Source organism: Marinobacter sp. OP 3.4, assembly GCF_036224885.1.
Lineage (GTDB): Bacteria > Pseudomonadota > Gammaproteobacteria > Pseudomonadales > Oleiphilaceae > Marinobacter.
In genome coordinates this window covers 1-25,377 of sequence record NZ_JAVVLT010000111.1, presented here as the reverse complement: position 1 = coordinate 25,377, position 25,377 = coordinate 1, and the positions used below count along the sequence as shown (strand labels likewise).

Annotated in this window: 32 protein-coding genes; 9 read left to right on the top strand and 23 right to left on the bottom strand. The window is 55.8% G+C overall.

What is annotated here, in order from left to right:
- The first annotated feature begins 28 nt into the window (after positions 1-28).
- On the top strand, positions 29-430 hold the full coding sequence (gene cadR, locus RO069_RS18820; protein ID WP_008173755.1) for a Cd(II)/Pb(II)-responsive transcriptional regulator: 402 nt from the start codon (positions 29-31) through the stop codon (positions 428-430).
- 46 nt (positions 431-476) lie between these two features.
- On the opposite strand, the gene RO069_RS18815 is transcribed toward cadR, so the two are convergent.
- From RO069_RS18815 to RO069_RS18775, 9 genes are all read right to left on the bottom strand, one after another.
- Positions 477-1,052 carry a TlpA family protein disulfide reductase gene (locus RO069_RS18815; RefSeq protein WP_248236321.1) on the bottom strand — a complete coding sequence of 192 codons (576 nt, stop codon included), beginning with the start codon at positions 1,050-1,052 and terminating at the stop codon, positions 477-479.
- Positions 1,053-1,108: 56 nt separating this feature from the next.
- On the bottom strand, positions 1,109-1,819 hold the full coding sequence (locus RO069_RS18810) for an SCO family protein (protein ID WP_248236314.1): 711 nt from the start codon (positions 1,817-1,819) through the stop codon (positions 1,109-1,111).
- A 35-nt stretch (positions 1,820-1,854) separates the two neighbouring features.
- Complete coding sequence (locus RO069_RS18805) at positions 1,855-2,445, bottom strand: protein-disulfide reductase DsbD domain-containing protein (protein WP_328189604.1); 591 nt, start codon at positions 2,443-2,445, stop codon at positions 1,855-1,857.
- A gap of 16 nt (positions 2,446-2,461) precedes the next feature.
- Positions 2,462-3,652 carry a protein-disulfide reductase DsbD family protein gene (locus RO069_RS18800; protein WP_328189603.1) on the bottom strand — a complete coding sequence of 397 codons (1,191 nt, stop codon included), beginning with the start codon at positions 3,650-3,652 and terminating at the stop codon, positions 2,462-2,464.
- Positions 3,652-4,470, bottom strand: coding sequence for a thiol:disulfide interchange protein DsbG (dsbG, locus tag RO069_RS18795; protein WP_328189602.1), 819 nt, complete (start codon positions 4,468-4,470; stop codon positions 3,652-3,654). Before dsbG ends, RO069_RS18800 begins: the two co-directional genes overlap by 1 nt.
- 637 nt (positions 4,471-5,107) lie before the next feature.
- On the bottom strand, positions 5,108-5,857 hold the full coding sequence (locus RO069_RS18790; RefSeq protein ID WP_328189601.1) for a TVP38/TMEM64 family protein: 750 nt from the start codon (positions 5,855-5,857) through the stop codon (positions 5,108-5,110).
- Positions 5,835-6,020 carry a hypothetical protein gene (locus tag RO069_RS18785; RefSeq protein ID WP_248236291.1) on the bottom strand — a complete coding sequence of 62 codons (186 nt, stop codon included), beginning with the start codon at positions 6,018-6,020 and terminating at the stop codon, positions 5,835-5,837. The genes RO069_RS18790 and RO069_RS18785 overlap by 23 nt, the downstream gene beginning before the upstream one ends.
- A gap of 31 nt (positions 6,021-6,051) precedes the next feature.
- The gene (locus RO069_RS18780) at positions 6,052-8,538 is read right to left on the bottom strand and encodes a heavy metal translocating P-type ATPase (protein WP_328189600.1); all 2,487 of its coding nucleotides are present in this window, start codon (positions 8,536-8,538) and stop codon (positions 6,052-6,054) included.
- A 70-nt stretch (positions 8,539-8,608) separates the two neighbouring features.
- Positions 8,609-9,010, bottom strand: coding sequence for a MerR family transcriptional regulator (locus RO069_RS18775; protein WP_058089845.1), 402 nt, complete (start codon positions 9,008-9,010; stop codon positions 8,609-8,611).
- A gap of 170 nt (positions 9,011-9,180) precedes the next feature.
- Between RO069_RS18775 and RO069_RS18770 the strand changes: the two genes are divergently transcribed.
- Both RO069_RS18770 and RO069_RS18765 read left to right on the top strand, forming a co-directional pair.
- Positions 9,181-9,402, top strand: a complete 222-nt coding sequence (locus RO069_RS18770) for a hypothetical protein (RefSeq protein ID WP_328189599.1) — start codon at positions 9,181-9,183, stop codon at positions 9,400-9,402.
- Positions 9,402-10,961, top strand: a complete 1,560-nt coding sequence (locus RO069_RS18765; RefSeq protein ID WP_058089847.1) for a multicopper oxidase family protein — start codon at positions 9,402-9,404, stop codon at positions 10,959-10,961. Before RO069_RS18770 ends, RO069_RS18765 begins: the two co-directional genes overlap by 1 nt.
- 34 nt (positions 10,962-10,995) lie before the next feature.
- On the opposite strand, the gene RO069_RS18760 is transcribed toward RO069_RS18765, so the two are convergent.
- Both RO069_RS18760 and RO069_RS18755 read right to left on the bottom strand, forming a co-directional pair.
- Complete coding sequence (locus RO069_RS18760; RefSeq protein WP_058089848.1) at positions 10,996-11,313, bottom strand: hypothetical protein; 318 nt, start codon at positions 11,311-11,313, stop codon at positions 10,996-10,998.
- A 268-nt stretch (positions 11,314-11,581) separates the two neighbouring features.
- Positions 11,582-11,905, bottom strand: coding sequence for a hypothetical protein (locus RO069_RS18755; RefSeq protein WP_058089849.1), 324 nt, complete (start codon positions 11,903-11,905; stop codon positions 11,582-11,584).
- A 216-nt stretch (positions 11,906-12,121) separates the two neighbouring features.
- Between RO069_RS18755 and RO069_RS18750 the strand changes: the two genes are divergently transcribed.
- The 6 genes from RO069_RS18750 (at position 12,122) to RO069_RS18720 (ending at position 15,437) form a co-directional block, all read left to right on the top strand.
- A complete protein-coding gene (locus tag RO069_RS18750) occupies positions 12,122-12,388 on the top strand; it encodes a hypothetical protein (RefSeq protein WP_058089850.1) in 267 nt (88 codons plus the stop codon).
- A gap of 110 nt (positions 12,389-12,498) precedes the next feature.
- On the top strand, positions 12,499-13,011 hold the full coding sequence (locus RO069_RS18745; RefSeq protein WP_058089851.1) for a DUF411 domain-containing protein: 513 nt from the start codon (positions 12,499-12,501) through the stop codon (positions 13,009-13,011).
- Positions 13,012-13,021: 10 nt separating this feature from the next.
- Positions 13,022-13,876 (top strand): WD40/YVTN/BNR-like repeat-containing protein, encoded by an 855-nt coding sequence (locus tag RO069_RS18740; RefSeq protein ID WP_058089852.1) that lies wholly within the window; start codon positions 13,022-13,024, stop codon positions 13,874-13,876.
- Positions 13,869-14,324, top strand: a complete 456-nt coding sequence (locus RO069_RS18735; protein WP_091854696.1) for a c-type cytochrome — start codon at positions 13,869-13,871, stop codon at positions 14,322-14,324. The genes RO069_RS18740 and RO069_RS18735 overlap by 8 nt, the downstream gene beginning before the upstream one ends.
- 51 nt (positions 14,325-14,375) lie before the next feature.
- Positions 14,376-14,852 (top strand): hypothetical protein, encoded by a 477-nt coding sequence (locus tag RO069_RS18730; RefSeq protein WP_091854694.1) that lies wholly within the window; start codon positions 14,376-14,378, stop codon positions 14,850-14,852.
- A gap of 372 nt (positions 14,853-15,224) precedes the next feature.
- On the top strand, positions 15,225-15,437 hold the full coding sequence (locus tag RO069_RS18720; protein WP_328189598.1) for a GDCCVxC domain-containing (seleno)protein: 213 nt from the start codon (positions 15,225-15,227) through the stop codon (positions 15,435-15,437).
- Between the two features lie 27 nt (positions 15,438-15,464).
- Here RO069_RS18720 and RO069_RS18715 read toward each other — a convergent pair whose 3' ends face one another.
- The 12 genes from RO069_RS18715 to RO069_RS18660 all read right to left on the bottom strand — a co-directional run.
- Complete coding sequence (locus RO069_RS18715; RefSeq protein WP_328189597.1) at positions 15,465-16,700, bottom strand: permease; 1,236 nt, start codon at positions 16,698-16,700, stop codon at positions 15,465-15,467.
- A gap of 100 nt (positions 16,701-16,800) precedes the next feature.
- Positions 16,801-17,601, bottom strand: coding sequence for a prolipoprotein diacylglyceryl transferase (gene lgt / locus RO069_RS18710; RefSeq protein WP_328189596.1), 801 nt, complete (start codon positions 17,599-17,601; stop codon positions 16,801-16,803).
- A gap of 214 nt (positions 17,602-17,815) precedes the next feature.
- Entirely contained in the window at positions 17,816-18,079 is a 264-nt protein-coding gene (locus RO069_RS18705; protein WP_328189595.1) for a hypothetical protein, read from the bottom strand.
- A gap of 373 nt (positions 18,080-18,452) precedes the next feature.
- Positions 18,453-18,911 carry an ATPase gene (locus tag RO069_RS18700; RefSeq protein WP_328189594.1) on the bottom strand — a complete coding sequence of 153 codons (459 nt, stop codon included), beginning with the start codon at positions 18,909-18,911 and terminating at the stop codon, positions 18,453-18,455.
- A 30-nt stretch (positions 18,912-18,941) separates the two neighbouring features.
- On the bottom strand, positions 18,942-19,592 hold the full coding sequence (locus RO069_RS18695) for a methyltransferase family protein (protein WP_260546983.1): 651 nt from the start codon (positions 19,590-19,592) through the stop codon (positions 18,942-18,944).
- Positions 19,585-19,788 carry a DUF2933 domain-containing protein gene (locus tag RO069_RS18690; protein WP_230715835.1) on the bottom strand — a complete coding sequence of 68 codons (204 nt, stop codon included), beginning with the start codon at positions 19,786-19,788 and terminating at the stop codon, positions 19,585-19,587. Before RO069_RS18690 ends, RO069_RS18695 begins: the two co-directional genes overlap by 8 nt.
- Positions 19,789-19,961: 173 nt before the next feature.
- A complete protein-coding gene (locus RO069_RS18685; protein WP_264995835.1) occupies positions 19,962-20,348 on the bottom strand; it encodes a DUF302 domain-containing protein in 387 nt (128 codons plus the stop codon).
- A gap of 27 nt (positions 20,349-20,375) precedes the next feature.
- Positions 20,376-22,733, bottom strand: coding sequence for a heavy metal translocating P-type ATPase (locus RO069_RS18680; protein WP_442915396.1), 2,358 nt, complete (start codon positions 22,731-22,733; stop codon positions 20,376-20,378).
- The gene (locus RO069_RS18675) at positions 22,726-22,953 is read right to left on the bottom strand and encodes a hypothetical protein (RefSeq protein WP_278593301.1); all 228 of its coding nucleotides are present in this window, start codon (positions 22,951-22,953) and stop codon (positions 22,726-22,728) included. Before RO069_RS18675 ends, RO069_RS18680 begins: the two co-directional genes overlap by 8 nt.
- Positions 22,954-22,980: 27 nt before the next feature.
- Positions 22,981-24,324 carry an APC family permease gene (locus tag RO069_RS18670; protein WP_328189593.1) on the bottom strand — a complete coding sequence of 448 codons (1,344 nt, stop codon included), beginning with the start codon at positions 24,322-24,324 and terminating at the stop codon, positions 22,981-22,983.
- 11 nt (positions 24,325-24,335) lie between these two features.
- Positions 24,336-24,689, bottom strand: coding sequence for a hypothetical protein (locus RO069_RS18665; protein ID WP_328189592.1), 354 nt, complete (start codon positions 24,687-24,689; stop codon positions 24,336-24,338).
- Between the two features lie 158 nt (positions 24,690-24,847).
- Positions 24,848-25,377 (bottom strand): copper resistance protein B (locus RO069_RS18660; RefSeq protein WP_328189591.1); only part of this gene is annotated, 530 nt, incomplete at its 5' end.

Below are 25,377 nucleotides of genomic sequence, written 5' to 3'. Positions count from 1 at the left end.
CAGATACCATTTGTTGAGGAGACACCCGATGCGCATTGGTCAGTTGGCGCGGTCCGTAGGGGTTGACACCCAGACCATCCGTTTCTATGAGCGAGAGGGCTTGTTACCACCGCCGGATCGTCAGGACAACGGCTACCGTATTTACACCGAACGGCATGTTGAGCGACTGGCCTTCATCCGGCGCTGCAGAATACTCGAGCTGTCACTCGCTGAAATTCACGAGTTACAGCGTTATCAGGGCGCGCCCCATCAGCCTTGCAGGGCCATCAACACCTTGCTTGATGATCACATCGCTCAAGTACGGTCTCAGATAACCGATCTGCAGGTACTGGAGAAACAACTTGTGTCGCTGCGAGCGAGTTGTAACGATGATCGGGAAATTGAGGCCTGCGGGGTTCTCGAAGGGCTCAGCGAAGGAAGCATGCAGTAGTAGCTTGAAGCATTACGCACCTGCCTTTTCAATTGCGTAAATCCAGTCAGTCCGGAACCCCTTCAATGGTGCGGGTCATCAAATCCACCATGGCCGGGCTGTCCCATTCCGCGGCACCGACCAGACGGCCAATTTCGCGACCGTCGTGATCAATCAGCAGCGTTGTAGGAACACCTGCTATGCCCAGTGTTGAGGTCGCCATTGTCGACGGATCAATAAACTGGCGAAGATGTTGGATGCCGCTTTTCCGGTAGAATTTCTCAACAACGCTGATGCCTGCGTGGTCAACGGACAGCGCGACCACTTCAAATTGCTCGCCGCCCAGTTGAGCCTGAAGTGAGTCCAGCGTCGGCATTTCCTCACGGCAAGGCAGGCACCAGGTCGCCCAGATATTGAGCAAAATCACCTTGCCCTGAAAGTCAGCCAGTGTCAGCGGTCTGCCGTTTTCGTCTTCAAAAGCCAGCTCGGGCAGAGTGCGAGGGGACTCCCAGATCAGGAACCCCTGGGGCCCCACGGACTTCGGAACCTTCCCTGCAGCCATAACTGGAGCGGCTATGGAAATAGCAAGCGCGAAAATAACTGCCGCGATTCCACGGGCGGCGGATATGCGCTGGTGACTCATTAGACATTTCTCCTGATTACAGTGGTCGGTTTGCTGCCGGCATGGTGCCCCACGCGTTACTCGCTCTGTAGCAACGCTTCAATGCGCCCGTGCAGCCGGCCCCAGAACCCATCACCGGCTGCCGCGTTGGGGCCTTTGGCAATGGCCGTCAGGTAGGTCACCAGATGCTCAGGCTTGAATTTTAATCCATGGAACCGGGCCCGCATCTGACCTTCCGGGTCAATCACGTGGGTTACCACGCCATGGACCTGTACCCCCTCACCCGTATCCCTGAACTGAACGCCGTAGGCCTTGGCGAGCTCTGACGTCAACCCGGGCGGCTCGCCTTCGCCCCGGTACAGAAAGTGCCAATTATCGAAGTTCAGGTCGAAATTGTCGCCATACGCGCGCATGTTGTCCCGGGTACCGGCAATATCCTCGCGATCAGTGGCAATGGTGATGAACACCACCTCTTCACTCAGCCCTTCTTCTTCAACCCCGGTTTGCAACTGCCGTATCAGGTTCATATGAAAAGGGCAGGCCTCGGTACAGCGCGTATAGAGAAAATTGAGCACAACGGTTTTGCCGTTTAAGTCGGCAAGGGAAAGGGTATTGCCATCAACGCCTGTAAGATCAAATTCAGGGGCCGGCTGATCCACAAACTGGGCATACCGCTCTTTCTCGTTCAACGAGGCCTCTACATCCTCCATGGAATGGGCCATGGCATTGGTGCTGCCCAGGGCAACCACGGCAATCAGGAATACTCTGAATAAGCTGTTCACTGTCATTCTCCATTTGAGTTCTTTTCGAAAGAAGTCATGGATTATTGTGGCTTGGTATCGTCCAGATTCAGCGCAACGGGCAGATCAGCCGGTGCCAGGCAAACGCCCTCGTCACTGCAAGCCTGCACCCGTACTGTCATGTCAAGCTTGCCTGCCTCTTTCAGCGCGGTGGTCTGTTTTTCATCTGGCAGCAGCCGGATACTCGCACCGTCGTCGTACACCTCCAGGGCGGTGTCACCCAGCACAATGTCACTGACCCGACCGCGAGGGTACTCCGTCGGAATATCGAGCGACTGGCCGCCAGCCGAAGACTTGGCGACGGTGGGGATCAGAAACTCCATGGAGGCTGGATTCGCATTCACGTGCCAGCCAGGTTCAATGTCCAGTGTCAGAACGATTTCACCGGTCTCCCCTATCAGGGCTTTGCCGCCTTCCGCAAGATTGAGGCGGACCTTATCGGAAGAATCTGCCAACCCCGTGCGGGCAACTGGTGCCTGAGGGTCAGAACTGGCTTGTTCAGTCTGGGCTGAGCCAGGAGCCTTTCCGGAATTGGTGCCGATCAACATGAACGCCGCGATCACGATCAGAAAAACCGCTACGCCGGTCAGCAATACTTTGGGTCGGGTTGTCATGGTTCATCTCCAGTATCTAGGGTTGTGAATTCTCGGTGCGGTTGATCGCCTCGACCAGGCTATCGGTGTCAAAGAGTCCCGTGAAACGGGCGACAACGGCGCCGTCAGCGGCAAAAACCGCTGCAAAGGGCAAGGCCTGCCCACCCGTCGCGGTTAACAATGCGTCTTTTTCGGGATCGCTTGCTGTCACATCCACCTGAATCGGCACCATGCCGGCCCGCTCCACGGCTTCGGCCACAGCGGGCTCTTTATACACGGTGCGCTCCAGAACTTTGCAGTTGATGCACCAGTCCGCAGTGAACTCCAGCAAATACGGTGTGCCACGGGCTTTTGTGTCCGCCAGGAGTTCTGCTGAGTAGGGTTGCCAGACAAGTTCGTCCTCGCTACTGCCAAGCGGGGATGCGAATACCACCGTCACCGCAAGGGCAAGACCTGCCGCCGTTGCAGTGATCACGCGCACGGCACCATTACCCCGGACGAAGCGGCGAAGCCCCCATACCAGCACCAGCGCCAGCCAGGCCCACCACAGCCAGGGGTATACCGCTTTCGGCACCAGGCTCGCGCTGAAAAACACGGCGGCGGCCAGCAATATCAGCGCGAGCACTTCACGAATGGCTACGGTCCAGGGGCCCGCCTTGGGCAAACGGCTCAGCCACTCGGGCCTGAGCATCAGTACCGCGTAGGGCAACGACAGCCCCAGCCCGATACTGCCGAATATCCCCATGATGACCGGCGCCGGCTGGGTAACGGCAAAGGCCAGTACGCCACCCAGGAAAGGGCCTGCGCAGGGCGCGGCCAGGATCGCACTCAACAGCCCGGATACATAGGCTTCAAAGTAACGCCGGCCATGCGCCGAGGCGGCGAATGTCGGGACGGGGATGGGCAGATCGAGCCAGGTAATCACCGCAAACCCGACCATTAACGCAACCAGGACGGCCACGAATAGCGTTGACTGGAACAACGTGCCCCAGTTCCACTGCAGCAGTGCGGTCAGGCCGCCCAGCGTCAGGAAAAAGGTGAGTGTTCCGGCCGTGAATGCCAACGCGGCCAGCACCCGGTGGGACCGCTGGCCGCCAGCCTCACGCAGGATGGTTCGGACTTTGATGGGAATTGCTGGCAGAACACAGGGCGTCAGGTTGAGCAGTAACCCTGCAACAACCGCCATCAGGATCTGGCCGGCAATGAGTAATGATGGCAGCTGATCCATTACTCAGCTATCCCCAGCGCCCTTCCCAGCGCTTCCTGCCCAGGCACGCCGGTCTGGCCTTGCCATTGGCCACTCGTGTCTTTGAACAGCAGCCCTGGCGTTCCACTGAAACCCAGTTCGGCCATCCACTTACTGTGCTGCTCAAGCGCCGCCTTGAGGTTCGCCGGTACGGGCGTGAGCTCGGAAATGCCCTCCCCGCTACCATTGTTACCAAAGTTCTCCTCGAACGCCTGGAGCGCTCCTGCCCGATCATCCGCGTTCATGATTGCAGCGGAGAAACCCAGGCTTGAGGGCTTTAGAAAACCAACCATGACCCAGTGCAGCCTGACTTTACCGTCTGATACCCAGCTTCGGGTCCGCTTCCAGAATTTGTGACAGAAAATGCAATTGGGGTCCGCAAATACATAGACCTCGGGAACATCCTCTCCACCCTCACTCACCAAATGGGGGTCCTGAGAAAGTTGCTCGGCAATGGAAGCATACGATGGCTTCGGTACATAGCGTTCCGTATATTGACGGGTCAGATCGTTGCCGTCGCTTTCCAGAAGCGCGCCGGAGAATGTGTAGTCACCCAAGCCATAGACTATTCCGGTTTTTCCATCTTCGGTCTTCACCACATAACCGGTCACGCCCTCGGCTGGTGTGGAGAAGCGTTCGGCCACCGTAAAACCGATTCTTTCCTGCAACGCCTTGACTCCAGGATCCATCGTTGGCGACGCATACGCCAAAGCGGCAAACAGACTCAAAAAAAGTGTAATCGAAAGTCGACGGCAGAACACGAACGTATCCCGTGCTCGAAATTCCAGACAGAACTTCATAACGGTTATCCTCTTATTTTCAGGTGGTCTTCAGGCAGAAGTAATACGATGAGGGCTGGCCATGTCGACGCTCGCTGTTCAGATTCGAGCGATCATCAGGCAAAGCGACACCCCGGATAATCAGAGATTCAGGACACTACTCAAGATTTGGGAGGGAAGGGGTCAGGGCCTGAAAGTAAACGGCCAAAGTGCGGAACATGGTCATTGGGACCGAGGGGGGAAGAGAAAAAGGGGCCATCTGCAATGGTAGGTTCTCCAACTTGAGAACAAACGCACGTACTACTACAGCTACCCATGGCCTGGAGGCTGGAGCAATCTGGCATAGCTGGGGCAGCCGGCAGCCGAACACAAGTCTCAGCCAAGGGCTCCCCTCCAGATGAGATCATAGCGATTCCCTGTGAAACAGGAAGCAAAACCAAAAGCAGTATTGCTACCAGGCCCAAAAGCCGTTTTATCATCGCTCCGATATCCCGATTACAGAACAGCTCAAGCGTCTTTCACGTATGGTAAACAAAGATCGACCATACCCCACATGAATGGGCGCGCCAGACCGACAGAAACGACGCGCCTTCAGCCCCCTTCCATTCGGTTGAGCAACTGAGACCGGAGCTCCAAGCATAAGTTCCTCCGGCTTTTATTAATGCTGGAGCGCGTTCCTGCGCCCCCTGCGATAAGCCAAAAGCAGCTTCGCAACAAACGGCAACAGGGTAATGCCACTGACCAGAACCAGAAGTATCGTCACTACCCCGGACTCAGAGGCCATGACCAAGCCACCAAACGCTGTGATCAAATACGCTGTCGGGATAACACCGGCCAACGTTGCAACCACGAAGCGCCAGAACGCGAGTGGTGTCAGGCCCGCTGCATAGCTGACCGCATCAAAGGAGATAAAGGGCACCAACCTTGATGTAAAAATGACAAGCATCAATGCGCCCTGAGAGCGTTCCTTGCCCAGCCACTTCAATACCGGACGTAGCCGTCTCCAGCGGTGGATAACGTCGAAACCCAGGGATCGAGCAATGGCGAAAGCGATCAGTGCGCCGGCCTCAGCGCCGATCACCACGATTAATGTTCCCCATAGAGGCCCATAGACGGCACCGGCAACCATGGCGATCGGGGCGCTGGGGATCGGGCTCAGGACAATGGCCGTGATCATCAGGCCAATGATCCCCACCGGCCCCCAATACCCCAGTTGGTCAATCCATTCCGACAAGGCCGCCTTATCAGTCACCGTGGCTAATGCTCCAGTCTCAAGCATGACCCAGTAGAACACTGCCAGTGCAACCAGCAGTAGCAGAACCCCGACTACTTTTGCTTTTGCGTTCAGTCTAACTCCGATGCTTGCCGTGGGTGCCCGATGGATTTCATGCTCCAGAGTGGTAGTCATAGTCTCCTCTGGCGTTCTTACTCGCGCGTCCAGAATCGTCCCTGTTTTTCGAAAATAGGTACTTGCCGAGGGCAACGACACCAAGTACCAAGGCGACAATGAGCAAAAGGGATATCAACCCCATTCCCGCCATTCCAAACATGCATGCCTCATTTGTCATCATGTCAATCTCCTGATTCTGTGTGCCAGGCCTCTTACGAGACGCTGGCCTGTGCGGCTCCGCTTTCGCTGATGTTGCTCGCTGCGGAGCCTCCGCTATTGGATTTGAACCGGCCCAGCCGGAGGGAATTGGTCACCACAAATACACTGGAAAGGCTCATTGCGCCGGCGGCCAGCATGGGGTTGAGCAGGTAGCCGGTAAACGGGAATAGCACACCTGCGGCCACGGGGATCAGTGCCAGGTTGTATCCGTAGGCCCAGACAAAATTGCCGAGGATCGTTTTGCGGGTGCGCCGGGAGAGCGCTGCAGCATCCACGATGCCCCGGAGGTCGCCGCGCATCAGAACCACGTCCCCGGCCTCGATGGCAATGTCGGTGCCGGTGCCGATGGCGATACCCACATCGGCTTGCGCCAGGGCCGGTGCGTCATTGATACCGTCACCCACAAAAGCAACCCGGGCACCTTCTTCCTGCAAGCGCTTCACTTCGGCCGCTTTCTGGTCCGGCAATACCTCCGCAAGCACCCGTTCAATACCGGCCTGCCGCGCAATCGCCTCGGCGGTGGCGCGGTTGTCACCGGTGAGCATGGCCACGCTGAGCCCTGATGACTTGAGCGCAGCAATCGCCTCCACCGAACCGTCCTTGAGCGGATCGGCGACGGCAATCAGCGCGGCTAGGCGTCCGTCGACGGCAACATACAACGGGGATTTGGCTTTTTCAGCAAGTGACACCGCATCGTCGGCGACGCTGGCCAGGTCGATACCGAGGCGGCGCATATAACGGTCCGCGCCCACATTGATCCGGCGTCCTGCCACCTGTGCCTGGATGCCATAGCCCGGCTCCGCCTGGAATTCACTGATCGCGGGTAACGTGAGGCCCCGGTCCCTTGCGCCCTTGACGATGGCTTCCCCGATGGGATGTTCACTTTCGGTCTCCACAGCCGCGACCCAGGCCAGGACCTCATCCTCGCGGCCTTCCACCAGGATGAGATCTGTCAGCTCAGGCTGGCCCCGAGTCAGGGTGCCGGTTTTATCGAGGACGATGGTGTCCATCCGAGACAGTGTCTCCAGGGCCGCCCCTTTGCGGAACAGCACGCCCATTTCCGCGCCCTTACCGGTTCCGACCATAATGGCTGTTGGCGTCGCCAGGCCCATCGCGCAGGGACAGGCAATCAGCAGCACGCTGACCGTCGTGACGAAGGCAAAGGACAGGGCCGGCTCGGGCCCGAAGCTGAACCAGGTGATGAACGTCAGAATCGCCAGTACGATCACCACGGGAACGAAAATTCCCGCTATCTTGTCGGCCAGTGCCTGGATCGGGGGTTTATCAGCCTGAGCCGATTCCACCATTCTGATGATCTGTGCCAGAACGGTGTCCGCACCCACCCGGGTAGCCCGGAACGTCAGGGAACCGTTCTTATTAATGGTTCCACCCACCAGCTCGGCGTCTTTTTGCTTGGCCACGGGAACGGGCTCGCCGCTGATCATGGACTCGTCCACGTAGGATTGGCCTTCTTCCACCACGCCATCAACAGGAACCCGCTCTCCCGGGCGCACCTGGATACGGTCGTCAGGCACCACGGCTTCGATGGGCACTTCGACGGCTTCCCCGTCCCGAATGACTCGGGCGGTCTTGGCCTGCAATTGCAGAAGCTTTTTGATTGCCTCCGACGTCCGGCCTTTGGCGATGTGCTCAAAGTAGCGGCCCAGCAAGATGAGCGTCACGATTACTGCCGCTGCCTCGAAATAGCTTTCGGCGGTACCGGCGGGGAAAAATCCTGGAACCAACAGTGCTGCGACGGAGTAGAAATAGGCAGCGCTGGTGCCGATCATAACCAGGCTGTTCATGCCAGGATTGGCATGGCGCAATTCAGTGTACCCGGACCGGAAGAACCTCAATCCGGCATAAAACAACACCGGCGTGGTCAGGAGCCACTCAATAGCCATCCACCCCCGATGGGGTAAGACACTGACATACAAAGCCTCAAGAGCAGGGACCATCTTACCCATGGCAATCAGAACTACCGGGATAGTCAGCGCTGCAGCGAAAATCACTTTCCGGCGGAGGTCGATGCCCTCCCTGTCCTGCTCTTCCGTTTCGCTACTGGCGTCCGGCTCCTGAGGTTCATACCCCGCATCGCGGATAGCCCGATGAATTCGCGGCACTGACAAGGTGTCAGGCAGGAACTCCACAAACGCTTTCTGGGTGGTCAGATTGACGCTGGCCTTAACCATACCGGGTTGCTTATTCAATGCCCGCTCAATCCGGGATACGCAGGAGCCGCAGGTCATGCCGATGACCGGAATGTCGGCGGACTGTACCCGTGGCTGGTAACCCGCCTCCTTAATCGAGTCGATTAGCATGGCCGGCGTGGCGGGCTGATCAAATTCCACGGTGGCTTTTCCGGTCGCCAGATTCACCTGGGCTTCCGCAACGCCGCGCTGACCCATGAGCGCCTTTTCAATCCGCCCGACGCACGAAGCGCAAGACATTCCATCAACACGAGTCTCTATTCGTTGCATACCCGTTTGGCTCCTCAGCACGGCTAACTCTGTGCTTTTAAATCAGTTCATCCGCAGGCGACTGGCAGCGTCACCCTTGCTGGGCTATGGCTTCGACAATCGGGCAGCCGTCCATTGGTCCTTCACCGGAACATTCCTCCAGGGTTTCAGACAGGACGGCCTCGATGCGGGACAGGCTCTGAATCTGATGCCGGATTTTTTCCAGTTGCTTCCTTGCAATTCGCTTGGCCTCAGCACGATCGCCATTGGCGTCCTGAAGCATCAGGAGTTCACGAATCTCATCAAGGGTGAAACCCCATTGCTTGGCGTGAATGATGAACTGCAGCCTGGCGATCGCATCCTCGGGGTAACGACGATAATTCGATTGGGTTCGGGCCGGCTCGGGCATGAGATTTTCCCGCTCGTAAAAGCGAATCGCATGGCTGGCCACGCCGCTTTTTTCAGAGAGTTCGCCGATATTGAACGTTTTCATTCTTGCACCTCAAAACAAGTGATCAATGACTGATGCTAACCATAACCTTAAAGTGAACTTTAAGGTCAACGTATTTTTTCATGCATTGTCAGATCGGTGGCGGTGCACCAAACTGATCCAAAGTCCCCCGTTTTAAATCAAGTGGGGCAAAAATACGGAGACACACTGTAATGACGGTATTTGAGAGGCTATTTACGCTGGTTGTTGGACTTTTCCTGTCCCTTTTTGCATTCGCTGATGAGCCCGGGCGCATGGGAGAAGGCATGATGGGGGGCAACATGATGCAGGGCATGGGAGGTATGGGGCTATTCATGATGATTATCATGATTCTTTTGGTTGTGCTCCTGATACTCGCGATTCTGGCACTGATTAAATATCTGAGGAATAAGTGATGAACCGGAGTAAAAGTGTCCATCGGCGAACAGTCCTTCAGGCTGTGGCGGGCACCGGCGTCCTTCTCACGCTGTCGCCGGGACTTCTGCTTACCGGGTGTGATGGAGGGGTAAAAGCGGTTGAATCGGAAACGCTCGGCCTTGATTCAGACGAATACGATGTTGAACTGAATCTTCACGCCATGCCAGATTCGGTGCCCATACTTCCGGGCGCCCCCAGTGAAGTGTGGCGCTATAGGGCGGAATTGCTGAAAGGTCCAAAAAACACAGTCTCCGAAAATCCGGACAGTTACCTCGGCCCAACGATCCGGCTACGCCACGGCCAAACCGTCAAAATCCATATTCACAATGAGCTGCCAGAGGACACCACCGTCCACTGGCACGGGCTTCACGTGCCGTCCGACGTAGACGGACAGCCAAGACTACCGATCCGCCCAGGCGAGACAATGACTGTTGGCTTCGAGGTATTGGACCGGGCCGGACTGTTCTGGTACCACTCTCATGCCCACGGCAAGCAAGGTGGTCGCGTAGGATTCCAAAGTTACGCAGGGTTGGCCGGACTCCTGATCGTTGAAGACGAGGAAGAAGCGGACCTCAAATTGCCGTCGGGCGATAACGAGCTGTTACTGGTGCTTCAGGACCGCACCTTTGCTGGTAACAATGAACTGGTTTACATGGGCCGTGGCATGGGGTCCATGATGGACCGTATGCACGGTTTTCTGGGGGATAGAGTGCTGGCTAACGGGGCGCCTCCAACCACCCGCAAGGTTGCCACCCGCCCATACAGAATTCGAGTCCTCAATGGCTCTAACGCTCGCATCTACAAACTGGCCTGGAGCGACGGGCGACCTGTCACCGTTATCGGTGCAGATGGCGGCCTTCTTCAGGAACCGGAAGACAGGCCTTACGCCGTGCTGGCTCCGGCTCAGCGGCTTGATATCTGGGTCGACCTTTCCGAGTCCCAGCCAGGTGATACGCTGGAGCTTATCAGTGACCGTTTCCAGGCAGGCATGATGGGCGGAATGGGAATGATGGGCAGCAACGCCCTGCCCCTCGGCAGCCGATTTCCCCTGGCCAGGCTGGAGGTGTCCAAGTCAGTAGAGGCCAGCGAACCTTTACCGGCACAGCTAGGTGTGCAGCGGCAAAAAATACCGGTAAACAGCAATACGCGAATCCGGTCGTTCGAGTTAAGCCCGGTTATGATGCGGGGATTTGCCATGAATGGCCGGCGGTTTGACGGAACGAATGTTGCGGATGATGAAAAAGTCCGCCTTGGTGACACGGAAATCTGGGAATTCCACAACAACACACCGATGCCTCACCCGATGCATATTCATGGCTTGCAGTTCAACGTTGTAGGGCGACGAGGCGGCAGCTCGGATAGTTTACAGCAGGGCCTGGTAGACAGTGGCTGGCACGACACGGTTCTGGTTATGCCTCGTGAAACGGTTCAGCTGGCGATGAAATTCGAGCGCTTTGACGGCCTTTACATCTACCACTGTCATAACATGGAACATGAAGACGCAGGAATGATGCGCTATTTTCAGGTGCGAGGCTGAACGCGACGACATCCCTCTTAGCGCACATTCACTGTCAGAATGCTCTCGTCGAGTGTGAAGCATCCGAGACCTTGGGCTGAGGAGCCATCGACTGGACATCACCAGCCTCGCTCGTCTGATCAACTGCGGCCACTGAGCCTTTCTTGTCCTTACATTTCATCATGCAGAATCCAAGACCACACATGATCAGACAGGGTAGAAGGCTGATCAGTATTGGAGCAATCCCGAATAACACCAGTTGCTCCCATCCGAAAGTGAGTCCGGCGATGACCCCGATGGCTCCAAACAACCACCAACGCCACGGCCCTGTCAGCAAGCCCACCATTCCTCCTCGGCCTTGATCGGAATTCATCTTTCCCTTGTCTCCGTTACTCGTCTTCTTGTCACAACAATTCATCTTGCCTCTCACTCTTACTGGGGTTAGCCCGACCATCGCTGACGCGTTAGATAGCTCTGCTATTGAGCATTTCGAACGAACATAACGTTGAAGCAAGGTTTAAGGTCAAGGGTTTTATCAGAGTGGCCAGAGGGAGTTCATCCTGGGCCTTCGGGAATTGACGGGTTGTGTTACTGAAATAAAAAAATGCTAGGATTATTGGAACAGATAGAGGGGTTGTCTGTCACACCCCGTATCCCCACAGCTTGGTGCTTGAAATCAGGATGTCCGCAAAGAACCGCCCAATCATCTCCGTTTTGCTATCACTACTTCTGGTGATCAGCGGGCCGGTGTTGGCTATGTCAAAAGTGGCGGACAGCCAGGCGAAAGCTTCAATGCTGGATTGCGGGTCCATGTCCATGATGATGGCCCAGTCTGATAGCGCCAACGCCTCAACAGAGACTGGAACTGATTGTGTCTCAGCCCCTGACATGGCCTGCCCGAGTACCAGTGGGCTGATCAAATGCAGTGTTAGCGTGAGTTTTGCCCTCTTACCGGGGAACTCCATCGATTTTACCGATACCGGCTCCCACCCGGTATTGACCGCGCGAGCAACCCTTTACCAGGATCCGTTCCTGGCCTCTATCACACCCCCTCCAGAACAGCACTCCTGAGTTTTAACCCGGGTTTTGCCCATCGCGGCACGCCCATTAACGTTAATTCTTGAATCGAAGTCCCGTGCCTTGAATCCAATAATCACGGGCTTTTAACCGGAGTGAATCCTATGCGTAATTCAACCATCAAAGTCACGGTTCTAGCGGCAGTCCTGGCAGGCAGCGCTGCTACCCTGTCAGCTTTTGCCCATGAAAGCGAAGACCAGGGAATGATGTCCTCAGAAGGCATGCACGGAATGGGCGGCATGATGCAGATGATGAACATGATGTCCGAAATGGATCCCGAAGACCGGAAGGCCATGACCGAAGCCTGCATGAGCATGATGCAGAGCCATGGTGATCAGCCGATGGACGGCGACAAGGAAGACGCCAACTGACATTTTCGGCAAACAGTCTGAACTGACATCAAATGCCCGGGGAAAACCAAAGTGCCCCGGGCACTTCATTGCAATCTACTACCCTTTGCCTATTGATACTGAGGACTACCATGAACATGAAAAAACTTGCCCTGTCGGTCGGCCTGTCCGGCATCGTTCTTGCTGCTGGCGCAACCACGCTGGCGATCCAAGCCAATGAGTCGTCGCAGCCAGCGACTGCCCAAACCTCCAACAGCAGTGCCGGAACGGCCATCACGGTCTACAAGAGCCCCAATTGTGGCTGTTGCCAGTCCTGGGCTGAACACCTCGAAGCCAATGGCTTTGAGACCACGATTGTAGAAACCGACGACCTTAATGCCATCAAGCAGCAGCACGATGTGCCGCGCGACATGGCGTCCTGCCACACCGCGTTAATTGGTGACTTGGTGATTGAGGGACATGTGCCGGCCAATGACATCGTCGCCTACCTTGAGGACCCGCAGTTCAACACGATTGGTCTATCAGTGCCTGGCATGCCCCATGGTACCCCCGGCATGGAAACAGGCCGAAAGGACGACTACCAAGTCATCGCCTTCAACGCCAATGGCCAGCAACGGGTTTTCCGTGAGCACAAGGATTACTGAGGTCCGTCCTATGAAAGCCATTTTTTACCATCTGAGTTCTGGCGCCTCCGGCCTTTTCCTGTTGGCGTTGGCGGTCTTCATGCCCGCCCTGGTTCAAGCCCAGCCTGCGAGTGATGGCCAATCAGTGAAGGCGTTGACCACCAACGCCTCGGGAGCTCTGGTGGTGCTTCGCGGCAGTGGTCTGTTTGCCCTTGAAGGGCAGACTGCCGTCGAGATGCCGCTACCACCGTCTGATTCTGGCAGTCAGCCTAACACTCTGGCCAAGGGTGCAGACTCAAGCCTGTACCTGGCAGGGCCTGGCCTTGGCATCTGGCGCTACGACAATGCCAACGAGAGCTGGCAGCCCCTGAACGACACCCTGCCCGATCTCGGGATCACAGCGATCGCGGCACACGCCACACAACCGGATACGCTCTACGCCTATCTCGGTGACGATGGCATGTTCCGTTCCAGGGACGGCGGTGAGGGCTGGGTAAAAGTTGACAGTGGCCCCCGAGAGCCGGTGCAGGCGTTCCTGCACTCGGATATGCCGGGCAGCATGGAGAGTGGCTGGCTTTTCGCTGGTACCACCCGCGGTGTTTCACGTTCCATGGACTGTTTCTGCTTCTGGGGCGATGCCGGCGAGTTGCGGGGCACTGTTGCCGCCATTGATTACGATCCGTCGGCCCCGGAAAACGTCTATGCCGTGACCGAGGGTCGACTTCACCATAGTTCCGACGGCGGCGAAACCTGGGCCAACCTTGAATCAACCCAGGCGGTGACCGCGCTGACATTCTCACCTACGGAAGGTCTCGTGGTAGGTACCGAAAACGGTGATCTGCTGACGCGGGACGCCTCTGGCGAATGGGTGCCTCTTTATGAATAAATGGTCATTCCCGCTGGTCTTGCTCGTTGCCCCCGCCATTGTGATGGCGGGGGGCGCACCAACGAACAGTGACAGCGTGCCGGCCGAAGTGGCCGAGGGCCGTCAGATTTATGAGCAGTACTGCGCCGCCTGCCACGGACGGCAGGGCGAGGGCACTGCCGACTGGAACAAGCCGGATGAGAAAGGCGAAATGCCGCCACCACCTCACGATGAGACAGGCCACACCTGGCGTCACAGCGACTCCATGTTAGTTAGGATGATCGCAGAGGGGTGGCGGCACCCCTTCAACAAAACGGACCGGCTGACCATGCCGGCGTTCAAGGACATTCTCACCGACCAGGAAATTCGATCGGTGATCGAGTATCTGAAAACTCTATGGACGGAGGACCAGCGTCGCTACCAACAGGACGAGAGTCAGGACTCTAATCAGGCTGAAAGCCCTTCCTGATTCCTCAAGGATGACAGACAGCACTCACGTCAGATCTCGGGTAACTCAAGGATGTCATTGAAACAGCACTTCAAGAAGTGGTCAGTGTTATTCGGTATCGCCGGTTTCGGTGCGGTAGTTGCGGCAATTTTTGTGTTGCCGCAGTACTTGAAGCCAGATCTGGATACCGGCATCACTTATTATCCCACCGAAGGATGCGCGCCTTTTGACGCTCAGTGCATCGGGCAAAAGGGCAATCAAACCATCACCGTGGATCTGCGTGACGAGGTCATCGAATCGATGACAGAAATCCCCATTCGTGTGCGCCTCGACAACATGGCGGGCGACTCCCTGATCGTGGATTTTGAAGGGCTTGAGATGTACATGGGCGTGGTCCGCACCCAACTGGTTCCAAACGCCCAGGGTGTTTACCAGGGAACCATTACCCTGCCGGAGTGCGGTACTGGCAAGATGCTATGGCGGGCGCGTGCCATCATCGATAACGGCACGTCCAGGGAAGGCATCAAATTCGATTTTTGGGCAATTTGACGGAATCACCTAACTTGGGGGTCTAAATGCCTGATCTTGCAACTTGGGGAGTTGCCGCCGCGTTTGCCGGTAGTCTTGTGTCATTCTTTTCACCGTGTACTTTGCCGTTAGCCCCAGGTTACCTGTCTGTCGTGACCGGCGGAGCGATCAACGACAGTTAGAATCGCCTGAAAGCATTCTGGCTGAGCCTTTGCTTTGTGCTGGTTGTCATGGGGGTGATGGTGATCACCGGTCAGATGACGCGCTTTGCGTCCTGGATGTTGTCAGCATTCCCCGTGCTTGGACAGCTGGGGTAAGGTATATCTCAGCCTTGGTGTTCCCGGTCGGGAGAGTTCCGCGACCGGGCGATCACAACGGGCAACGGAGCAAGCGATGACCCAGCACATTACCGAGTCCACCGTCACCTGTCCCTTATGTGGCCATCAGCAAATTGAAGACATGCCCTCCGACGCGTGCCAGTATTTTTACGAGTGCAAGGGCTGTAAGACGCTGCTGAAGCCCAAACCAGGGGATTGTTGCATCTTCTGCTCGTATGGTTCCGTGCCCTGCCCACCCGTGCAGTCGGACGGGCAATGCTGTAGCTGATGGCGGAGCGTCTGCTGCGATGGCCTATCACAGCAGCGGCACGATGACCCCGCCAACCAGCCATACCAGCGCGATCACTACCAGAACCCGCAATACCTTATCCGTCAACGAGGGCCCGCCGTGATCATGATCATGGTGGTCGTGGTCATGTGAATGCTGCTTCTGCCCCTGACGCCAGAACCAGAGCAACACCACGGTTGTGGCCAGAAAGAGAATGTTAAGTATGGCCTGGTAGTTCCACTTGAAAAACTCCCGTTCACCCATCGAGGCCTGACCGCTGAAGTCCGGCAACAGGCCCAGTAAGGCCAGACTGTAGTGCATCACCAGTGACACACTCACGATGCCGACCAGCATTAGTGCGAGGATATACAGCGCCATCTTCCAGCCATAATAGGAGGCGTTAATTCTGAGCACCGGCAGCACCACCAGATCAGAAAAGATAAAGGCCATGACGCCAGCAAAACTCACACCCTGGGCAAAAAGAACTGCGGCCAGGGGGATGTTGCCCATGGAGCCGATAAAGGTGAAAAAGGCAGCGAGTGGCCCCACCAGGGTCTGGGACAGCACAGCAAGAAAGCCGGGGTTGGCAGCATTCTCGCCACCGGCGCCGATAAACAGGGCTTCAAAGAAACTCTGGGGCACCATGGCGGAAATGATGCCGGCCACCGTGAAGCCGATCAGCACGTCTTTCCAGACCATCTGCCACTCCATCACATAAGTCTGGGCAATCTGTTGCCACCCTTCCTTGCTGGTGATTTTTTCCTTCCAGCTTTTGGTGGCGCCGTCATCGTCTCCGTCGCCGTCATCCATTTTCCGGCGAGCCTGGGCTTCCAGTCGGCGTGGTCGGGTAATGCGAACCAGCAGCCAGGTCACAAGAATCAGCAGGATGCCACCCACGTACTCGCCAACCACAAACTGCCAGCCCAGAAACACGGCAATGACCATGCCCAGCTCTATAACCAGGTTTGTCGAGGCGAGCATGAAAGCCAGGGAAGGCGCCAGGCCGGCACCCTTGTTGAAGATTGCCCGGGTGGTGGCAAGGGCCGAGAAGCTGCAGGAACTGGAGATAAAACCAAAAAATGTACCCAGCGCGATACTGCGTGGCCCGTCCTTGCCCATGGCCTGCTGCATTTTTCGGCGGGTAACCAAAACCTGGATCAGGCTGCTGATGATGTAACCCAGAATGAATGCCCAGAGAGCCATCCAGAAAAACCCAAGGCTTGTGGTTGCTGCTTCGTTCCAGAGAGAATAAAAATTACTCAAACCGTTCCTCCTGTCTGGCCGGAATTTTGGCAGAATCGACCATTACCGTAGCGCACTCTCCGGTACTCTGCCCCTTGCAGAGCCTTTACAACTGGTGCCTTCAGGAACTCGGCACTGATGCGCCGTTGACAGGCTGATGTCTTGACCAGCCAATCAGAACAAGCCCGCCAACGATCATTGGTAGTGTGAGCAGCTGTCCCATGGTCATCCAGTCAAAGGCGACGAACCCAAGCTGTGGATCTGGCATCCGGACGAATTCAACCGTAAAACGAAAAGCCCCATAGAGTACCAGGAACAGTCCGGATGCGGCCCCTGTTTGCCGGGGCCGACGGGTGAACCACCACAGGGCGACAAGTAGAACAACGCCTTCCAGCGCCAACTGATACAAAGAAGACGGGTGCCGGGGTTCTGGCCCCATATGAGGAAAGGCCATGGCCCACGGCACCTCGCTGACTCTGCCCGGCAGTTCGTGGTTTATGAAATTACCCAGGCGCCCGGCACCCAGACCGATCGGAACCAGCGGCGCGATGAAGTCGGTAAGCCGAAGAAAACCCAGGCTGTACTTGCGCGCAAAGACAACAACGGCAACCAGCACCCCGGCAAAGCCACCATGAAAACTCATGCCGCCCTCCCAGATTCTGAACAGCCAGAGTGGGTTGGCCAACAACTTGTCGAAATCATAGAACAGCACGTAACCGAGCCGCCCGCCAAGTATTACGCCAACTGCACAGTAGAAAACCAGCGTTTCGATGGCGTCGTAACTCAACCCCAAGCGGTGAGCCCTTCGGCGCCCAAGCCACCAAGCTGCCAGAAAACCAACAAGATACATCAGGCCGTACCAATGAACTTGCAATGGCCCCAGAGAAATTGCCACGGGATTAATGTTTGGGTATGAAAGCATTCAACCTCTTCCTGGCGTGGTTACTAGTCCGCTACGCTAAGTATCGATGTGGGATTTTAGGTTTATCATCCCAAAATATATCGACTCTATACCTGCGAAAGGTTTTCAATTATTACATTAGCTTCGCGTGGATGCCTTTTTCCCGAGAAGTTGGCGTCAATCATCATAGCTCGACTGACGCCAAACATAATTTACTTAAAAATATTTATATTGGTTATCTTTCGTGATGGGAACGATTTTTCGCGTTTTTAGTAGGTACATGCATTTTGGCATGAAAATTCTCATGTCTGACATGGATCTCATCGTGCATTTCATGCATTTTTTTATGTTCCATTTTCAGCTCCGTTGTTCGACCTTCAGGGCTTTGTGCTTGAGCAGGGAAACTGCGAGCTTCATTGAACCTGTCGGCCAGCCCCCCCGCATTAGCGGTCATTGAGACTGTGAAAGCAAGGATTATGATTACAAATAATTTATTCATGTCGCGTCTCCATAAATTCGGATGGGTAATTCAGGCTGAATTCAGTTTCGAATGATTTAATGCATCTGTCAGTGGCTTTATTGATGTTCATCAAGCCCGGCCATTGTCTTCTTGAGTTAACTTTGCCACAGACACCTCTGTGGCTTTTTTTTAATTCGCACTCGATAAAATAAATTTTGCTAATAAATTATTTTTTATAATCCTCAAGAAGGTGTCATCCTATTTAACTATATTAGATCACGCAGAGCTGAAACTGACCTGAAATTCTCAGGAAACGAAACAAAGAGTTGATGATTGCTGTGGTTTTTACTTGAACCAGCTTTCAACAACCTGTCGTTTTCGAAATGACGACAATCGACTTGCGTTTCAGGCATTAAAGGTCGTCCATTCGACCTATCTGACGGGCCAGACGCATAGATTCGTTCTTCTCCATCTCCAGGAGTGCTGCCAGCAACTCCCTGGCCTCCGGGATTTCCGCTTTCTCCCACAGCGTTTTGTACAGATCCATCACTTGCCCATGAAAATCCATAACCTCACGGTAGATCCCCTGAAAATCCAGTTTGCCATAGGGCTGGTCACAGGTGCGGTGGGTTTCTATCGGGTTGTGTTTAAGGTAGTCGTAGACCCGGGTCTCAAGTGTATTGCGGGCACTTTGACGCTCAAACTCATCGATAATCCGGGCCAGCTCCGCTTCGTGGGTTGAGAGATACTCCAATAGCGCCTTTGCTCTCTCCTCTTCGTTAGCCGTCGCACAATGCCCAAGACAACTTGCCAGGTTCTGGTGCAGGTCCCGGGTCCAGTCAATCAATTCACCGAACGTTCTGATGTCCATACTGATACCCTCTTCTGGCTCAGTGATCTATTAAAGTCGCTGTTTCAGATCCCGAAGGTTCGGGATAAAGCGCGGTGTGTTAGCGGCATACTGTCGCCACGTGTCTCCGAAGACCTTTTCGACCTCCTGCTCCTCATGAACGGACAACCGGGAATACATCCAGAGAAGCACCGGGAACATCGCCAACGTGAGCAGTGTCAGCCATTGGAGAAGAAACCCAAACATGATCGACACAAAGCCAACGTACTGGGGATGACGAACCCAGGCGTATAACCCTGTCGTTGCCAGTTTGCCCTCTTTCTGGGCGGCATAGAGAGTTCGCCAGCCAGCCGCAATCAGATAGAATCCCCCGACAATGAAAGCCGTGCTCAGCAAATGAAACGGCCCGAAATGTGGAGAGCCCTGCCACCCGAACAGCATTTCCAGCAAATGCCCGCTGTTGTGGGAAAACCAGTCCACATCCGGATAGCGAGTCTGCAACCAGCCCGCCAGGAAATAGAGTGTCAACGGGAACCCGTACATTTCCGTGAACAGCGCGACGAGAAAAGCACTGAACGCCCCGAACGAGCGCCAGTCCCGCTTCGTTTGGGGTTTAAAAAAGCTGAATGCAAAAAAGATAAAGACAGCAGAGTTCAGAATAACGAGGCTCCAAAGCCCATAATCCGTCGCCTCGCTACTCACGGTCGTCGTCCTTTTGTTGGGCGTGTTGATGCGTGCCATGACCGCCATGCATAAAAATATGCATCAACGGGCAAATCAGGAGAATCAACCAGGGTAAGGCCCCGAGTATATGAACTTTATGCTCGCCCCAAAGGAGCACCAGGGCGATCACACCGAAGACAGATAAAGTGATCCAGTACCGACGATTAAATTCCATACCCATCGCTCCAATAATTGAAAGTCTTGGCTTTGGGGTCTGGCGACCTGCCAAAACACTTCTTCTTGGAGTTAATCACGGTGAGCTGAATTCAAGCTGAACGGTCTGGATACACCCTGTGTAACTTGATCGAGGTCAACTGATCACGATCTCAAACAACCGATGGCGCCGCCTCAGATACCTGCTATAACCTCGGACAGTGCCTCCCTGACCTTACCGGCAACCTGTTTCAGTTCGCTGTTTTCAATCGCCGTCATTGAAGCTACGGGATCTATCGCGCTGACTTCGATACCTTCAGACGTTTCCCGCAGAATGACATTGCACGGCAACATGGCCCCTACCCGGGGCTCTACACCAATGGCTTCCCACGCCATAGCAGGATTACACGCTCCAAGGATCCGGTACGCGGGCATTTCCTTGTCAAGCTTCTCCTTCATCGTGGCTTTGACATCAATTTCTGTCAGCACCCCGAAACCGTGATCTGTGAGGGACTGACGAGTTCGCTTGTCAACTTCCTCGAAATTGGCACCTTCTATAATGCGATCAATCGTGTACGGCATAGGTATCTCCAACAAATCCGACGTATATCACTTTGGTCCGAGCTTGATCACCCGCAGGCGCAGCGCATTCACTATCACGCTGACCGAAGACAGCGACATAGCCGCCGCTGCAAAAATCGGTGACAGCAGGATGCCGAAAAACGGATATAGAACGCCTGCCGCTATCGGAACACCCGCAGAGTTGTAGACGAACGCGAAGAACAAGTTCTGCCGAATATTGCGCATGGTGGCCAGGGACAGCCGGCGTGCCTCGACAATACCCATCAGGTCGCCCCGCAGCAGGGTAATGCCGGCGCTTTCAATGGCCACGTCGGTGCCTGTTCCCATGGCGACTCCGACATCTGCCGTGGCGAGGGCGGGTGCATCGTTAACCCCGTCCCCGGCCATCACCACAATGCGGCCTTCATCTTTAAGGCGCTGGACGATCTTGCCCTTGTCCTCCGGCAGTACTTCCGCTTCCACTTCATCAATACGCAATTTACGGGCAACTGCCTCGGCCGATGTTCGGTTGTCGCCGGTTAGCATGACGACTCGGATGCCATCTTTCTGCAGAGCAGAAATAGCCGCTTGGGTGGTTTCTTTCACCGGATCGGCGATGGCAAGCAAACCGGCCACTTTGCCGTCTACGGCCGCGAAAATAACAGTCGCCCCATCCTGGCGGAGCTGGTCGGCTTCGCTTTCAAAGTCCGCCGTATCGACGCTTTCCGCCTCCATCAACAGCCGGTTTCCGAGCAATACCCGCCGCCCACCGATCCTGCCGGTGACACCCTTGCCATTGGGCGAATCGAAGTCTTCCGCGTCCGGCAGATTCAAGCCCATAGTCTTGGCTTTATCGAGAATGGCGCGGGCCAGCGGATGCTCACTGCCCTTTTCCAGGCCGCCGGCGAATCGCATGAGCTCATCCTCGCTGCCCCCCGCAGCTGGCACCAGTTTGGTCACCTGAGGTTTGCCTTCAGTCAGTGTGCCCGTCTTATCCACCACCACGGTGTCCACTTTCTCCATGCGCTCAAGTGCTTCGGCATCGCGGATCAGCACACCGCTCTGAGCACCCCGCCCAACACCGACCATAATCGACATGGGCGTTGCCAGCCCCAAAGCACAGGGGCAGGCAATAATCAGCACGCTCACCGCAGCAATCAGACCGAATGCCATCGGGGGTGTCGGCCCAAGCAACGACCAGGCTATAAAGGCGATAATGGCGATCACGATCACCGCAGGCACAAAATAGCCCGCGACCTTGTCGGCCAGGCCCTGAATGGGCGCGCGGCTGCGCTGGGCGCTGGCCACCATCTGCACAATCTGGGACAGCATGGTGTCCCGGCCGACCTTGTCCGCCCGCATGATGAAACTGCCCTGCTGGTTAATGCTGCCGCCGATCACCTGGTCACCAGATTTCTTGCTGACTGCCAAAGGCTCGCCGGTCACCATGGACTCATCCACGTTGGAGCTGCCTTCGAGCACCTCGCCGTCCAGCGGCACCTTGTCGCCCGGACGAACCCGGAGGCGGTCGCCCACTTTGACCTGATCCAGCGACACATCCGACTCACCACCGTCATCGTCCAGTTTCCTCGCTGTTGCAGGCGCCAGATCCAGCAGGGCTTTGATGGCACCAGAGGTTTTCTCCCGGGCGCGCAATTCCAGCACCTGCCCCAGCAGCACCAGCACCACAATGACCGCTGCCGCCTCAAAGTACACTGCCACTGAGCCGTCGGCCTGCCGGAAAGCGCCCGGGAATACCTGGGGCGCAAGTGTGGCGACCAGGCTGTAGATCAGGGCCACGCCAGTACCAATGGCTATCAGCGTGAACATGTTCAGGTTACGGCTAACCACGGATTTCCAACCCCGGACGAAGAAGGGCCAGCCGCACCAGAGCACCACGGGTGTTGCCAGCACCAACTGAATCCAGTTGGACATCTGCGGAGCGATCATATGGTCAAGCCCGGTCAGGTGCCCGCCCATTTCCAGGACCAGTACCGGCAAGGTAAGCACCAGCCCGATCCAAAACCGGCGGGTCATGTCCGTAAGTTCTGCAGAGGGGCCATCATCCAGGCTCACCTGCTCGGGCTCCAGAGCCATGCCACAGATCGGGCAGTCCCCTGGCCCTTGCTGTCGAATTTCCGGGTGCATGGGGCACGTATACATCGTGCCTGGCGCAACCGGCTCTTGCGACTTATTTTCCTCACCGAGGTACTGTTCAGGGTGCTCGTCGAATTTGGACTGGCAGCGCGAGGAGCAAAAGTACCAGGTTTTACCGCCATGCTGGCTGCGATGTTCCGCGGTGTGCGGATCCACTGACATGCCACAGACCGGATCCTTGGCGGCGTACTCGCCAGAGGCTTTACCGGTGTGATGATCGTGCTGATGGGTGTGATGGTGCTCAGCCATTCCGATCTCCTGTTTTGTCTACAGGCCAGTCTGCAAACGCAATGAAATACAGTAGAACCAGGTTAGCTATCGGAACCAGTATCAGAATACCCATCCAACCCGGATACCCTGTGCGCTGACAAATACGCCAGGCCGGAATGACCACCACAATGGCAATCACCAGCATCCACAGCCAGTGTCCTGCCCACATCGTGTTTCCGAACATGTTCTCTCCCATCATGGTAGTTACCTCTCACCCCGATTGTGGTCAATGATGCGTATGGCTCTGCTCTGCTTGCGCGGATTCTGGCAATCGCTTCAGGAAAATTTGTTCGGCTACTGCAATCACAACCATAGTGACAACGGCCACGCCGATAACAAAGGGATCGGTATTAAGCTTGACCCATACAAAGCCTCCCAGCGCCAAAAGATCCAACAGGATGGCTGTAGCTGGCACCCAGATGTTGGCCTTGATGTCTTGGCGTAGATAACGCAGTACACCCCAGTGAATGGCAATGTCCATAATCAGATAAAACACGATACCCAACGCAGCAATGCGTGACAGGTCGAAGAAGGCGGTCAGAATCAGCCCCAGGACCACCGTATACACCAGTGTGTGTTTCTGAATGCTGCCGGGCATGCCGAAATGCCGATGAGGGACCAACTTCATCTCTGTCAGCATGGCCAACATGCGGGACACAGCAAAGACACTGGCCAGAATCCCTCCCGCCGTGGCCATCATGGCAATCGCAACAGTAAACCAGACGCCGTATTCGCCGAGAGCAGGGCGTGCAGCGGCAGCGAGGGAGTAATCCTGCGTTTCGATAATCTCAGCCAGTGACAGGTTGCTGGCGACCGCAAAGCCCACCAGCGTGTAGATCACCACGCAGGCGGCAATGGAGATCACGATGGCGCGCCCGACGTTTCGCTTTGGGTCTATGACTTCCGAACCACTGTTGGTGATGGTCGTAAAGCCTTTGAACGCCAGAATCCCCAGTGCGGTTGCGCCCAGGAAGTTGCCCAGCGCTCCAGCTTCACCAGTCTCCGAGAAATCAACCGAGATTGAGTCGGCAATCCAGACCCCGACCAGACCGAAAATCAGTATGCCGCCGATTTTCAGGATCCCGATAAAGGAAGCCACCCCCTGAATCATCCGGTTGCCCAGCAGGTTGACCAGAAAGGCCGCCAGAATGAGCGCCACGCCGAGAATGGGCACCATGCGGCCACTGTCATCCCCGCCAAAAAGTTGCATGGTGTAAGAGCCAAAAGTCCGGGCCAGGAAGCTCTGGGCGATGACCATGGAAAAGTACATCAACAGGGCGTTGAAAGCCGTCGGCAGCCGGTTTCCGTAGGCCTTATGCAGGTACATGCCGATACCGCCGGCAGAAGGCCAGGCATTGGAGATCTTGATGTAAGAATAGGCGCTGAAGCTCACAATCATCGCCGCAGCGAGAAAGGCCAGCGGGAAAAGTACGCCGGTCATCTGGGCCATCTGCCCGGTGAGCGCAAAAATACCGGCGCCAATCATGACACCGGTACCCAGCATAACCGTTCCAGGTAAAGTGAGACTGCCTTCCTGATAGCGAGTGGTTCGATCTTCCTCCCTGCTCATTCAACCTCCTGTTATTTTTTCATGGGTGGAATCTTGGAACAGCAGAACGGCTCATGCTTGGCATTTGCCCGGACGTTGTCGTCGGTAAACCGGTACCAGGCCAGTTTGCGCCGGGCCCACCATCCGGATTTTAATCGGCCACCGTAGGCCTTGATCAGTTCCAGTAATTCATGGACGGTCCAGTGAGTTCCGTCGTACGTCACGTGCAATGTGCCATTCGGCTTACGCTCGGCGAAATCAACGCAGGGGTGATGATTAAGATCGTGGATGAGATCTTCCCACTGACTCTCTCCAAGCCCCTCGACGGCCATTTTCCGGCGCAACAAAAACTGCTCCTGATTGGTTGCTTTGTGTGCTTTGGTCATGGAATGACACCTCTCTTCCTAATGACTTTTCCCTGTATCAAAACACTTCAACCTGAACTGCGACTGAAAACAGACACAGACTTTCGGTGGATTTGAGTTACATCAAATCTTAGACGAAAAAGGGCCATGAGGTTTCCCATGGCCCTTTAGCATCAACGTCAGAATGCGATGCGTGCACCGATTACGGCAAACCAGTCTTCTTTGCTTCCGCCATCCGTTTCAGCGAAATCCGCAGTGTCACCGTAATTTCGTTCATGCACCACACCGATATAGGGCGAGAAGGCGCGATCAATTAAATCATAACTCAGACGCAGTCCGGCTTCGGTGGACACCAGACCTTTGCCGACGCCAATTTCCCGATCCTCACTGAATGCGACCGTCGCATCCAGCGTTGCCGCGAGGATCCAATAATTGGTGAGCAATAATTCATACTCTGCATCCAGCGCAGCAGACGTCTCACCTTCATCGCTCACATACAGGTTGGCATCAACTTCAAACCATTGTGGCGCAAGCCCTGCGACACCCAGCACGGCATACGTGCGATCCGGTCCCTCAGGGGTGTCGAAGCGAACACCCGCTTTGGCGTCGAAGAACTTGGATATGGGGATCTGGCCGACCAACTGGTTTTCCAGTGTTTCGTAGGCCTGCTCCTCTATCTCGTACTCCCCGGTTGTGAGCAGCCGGACTT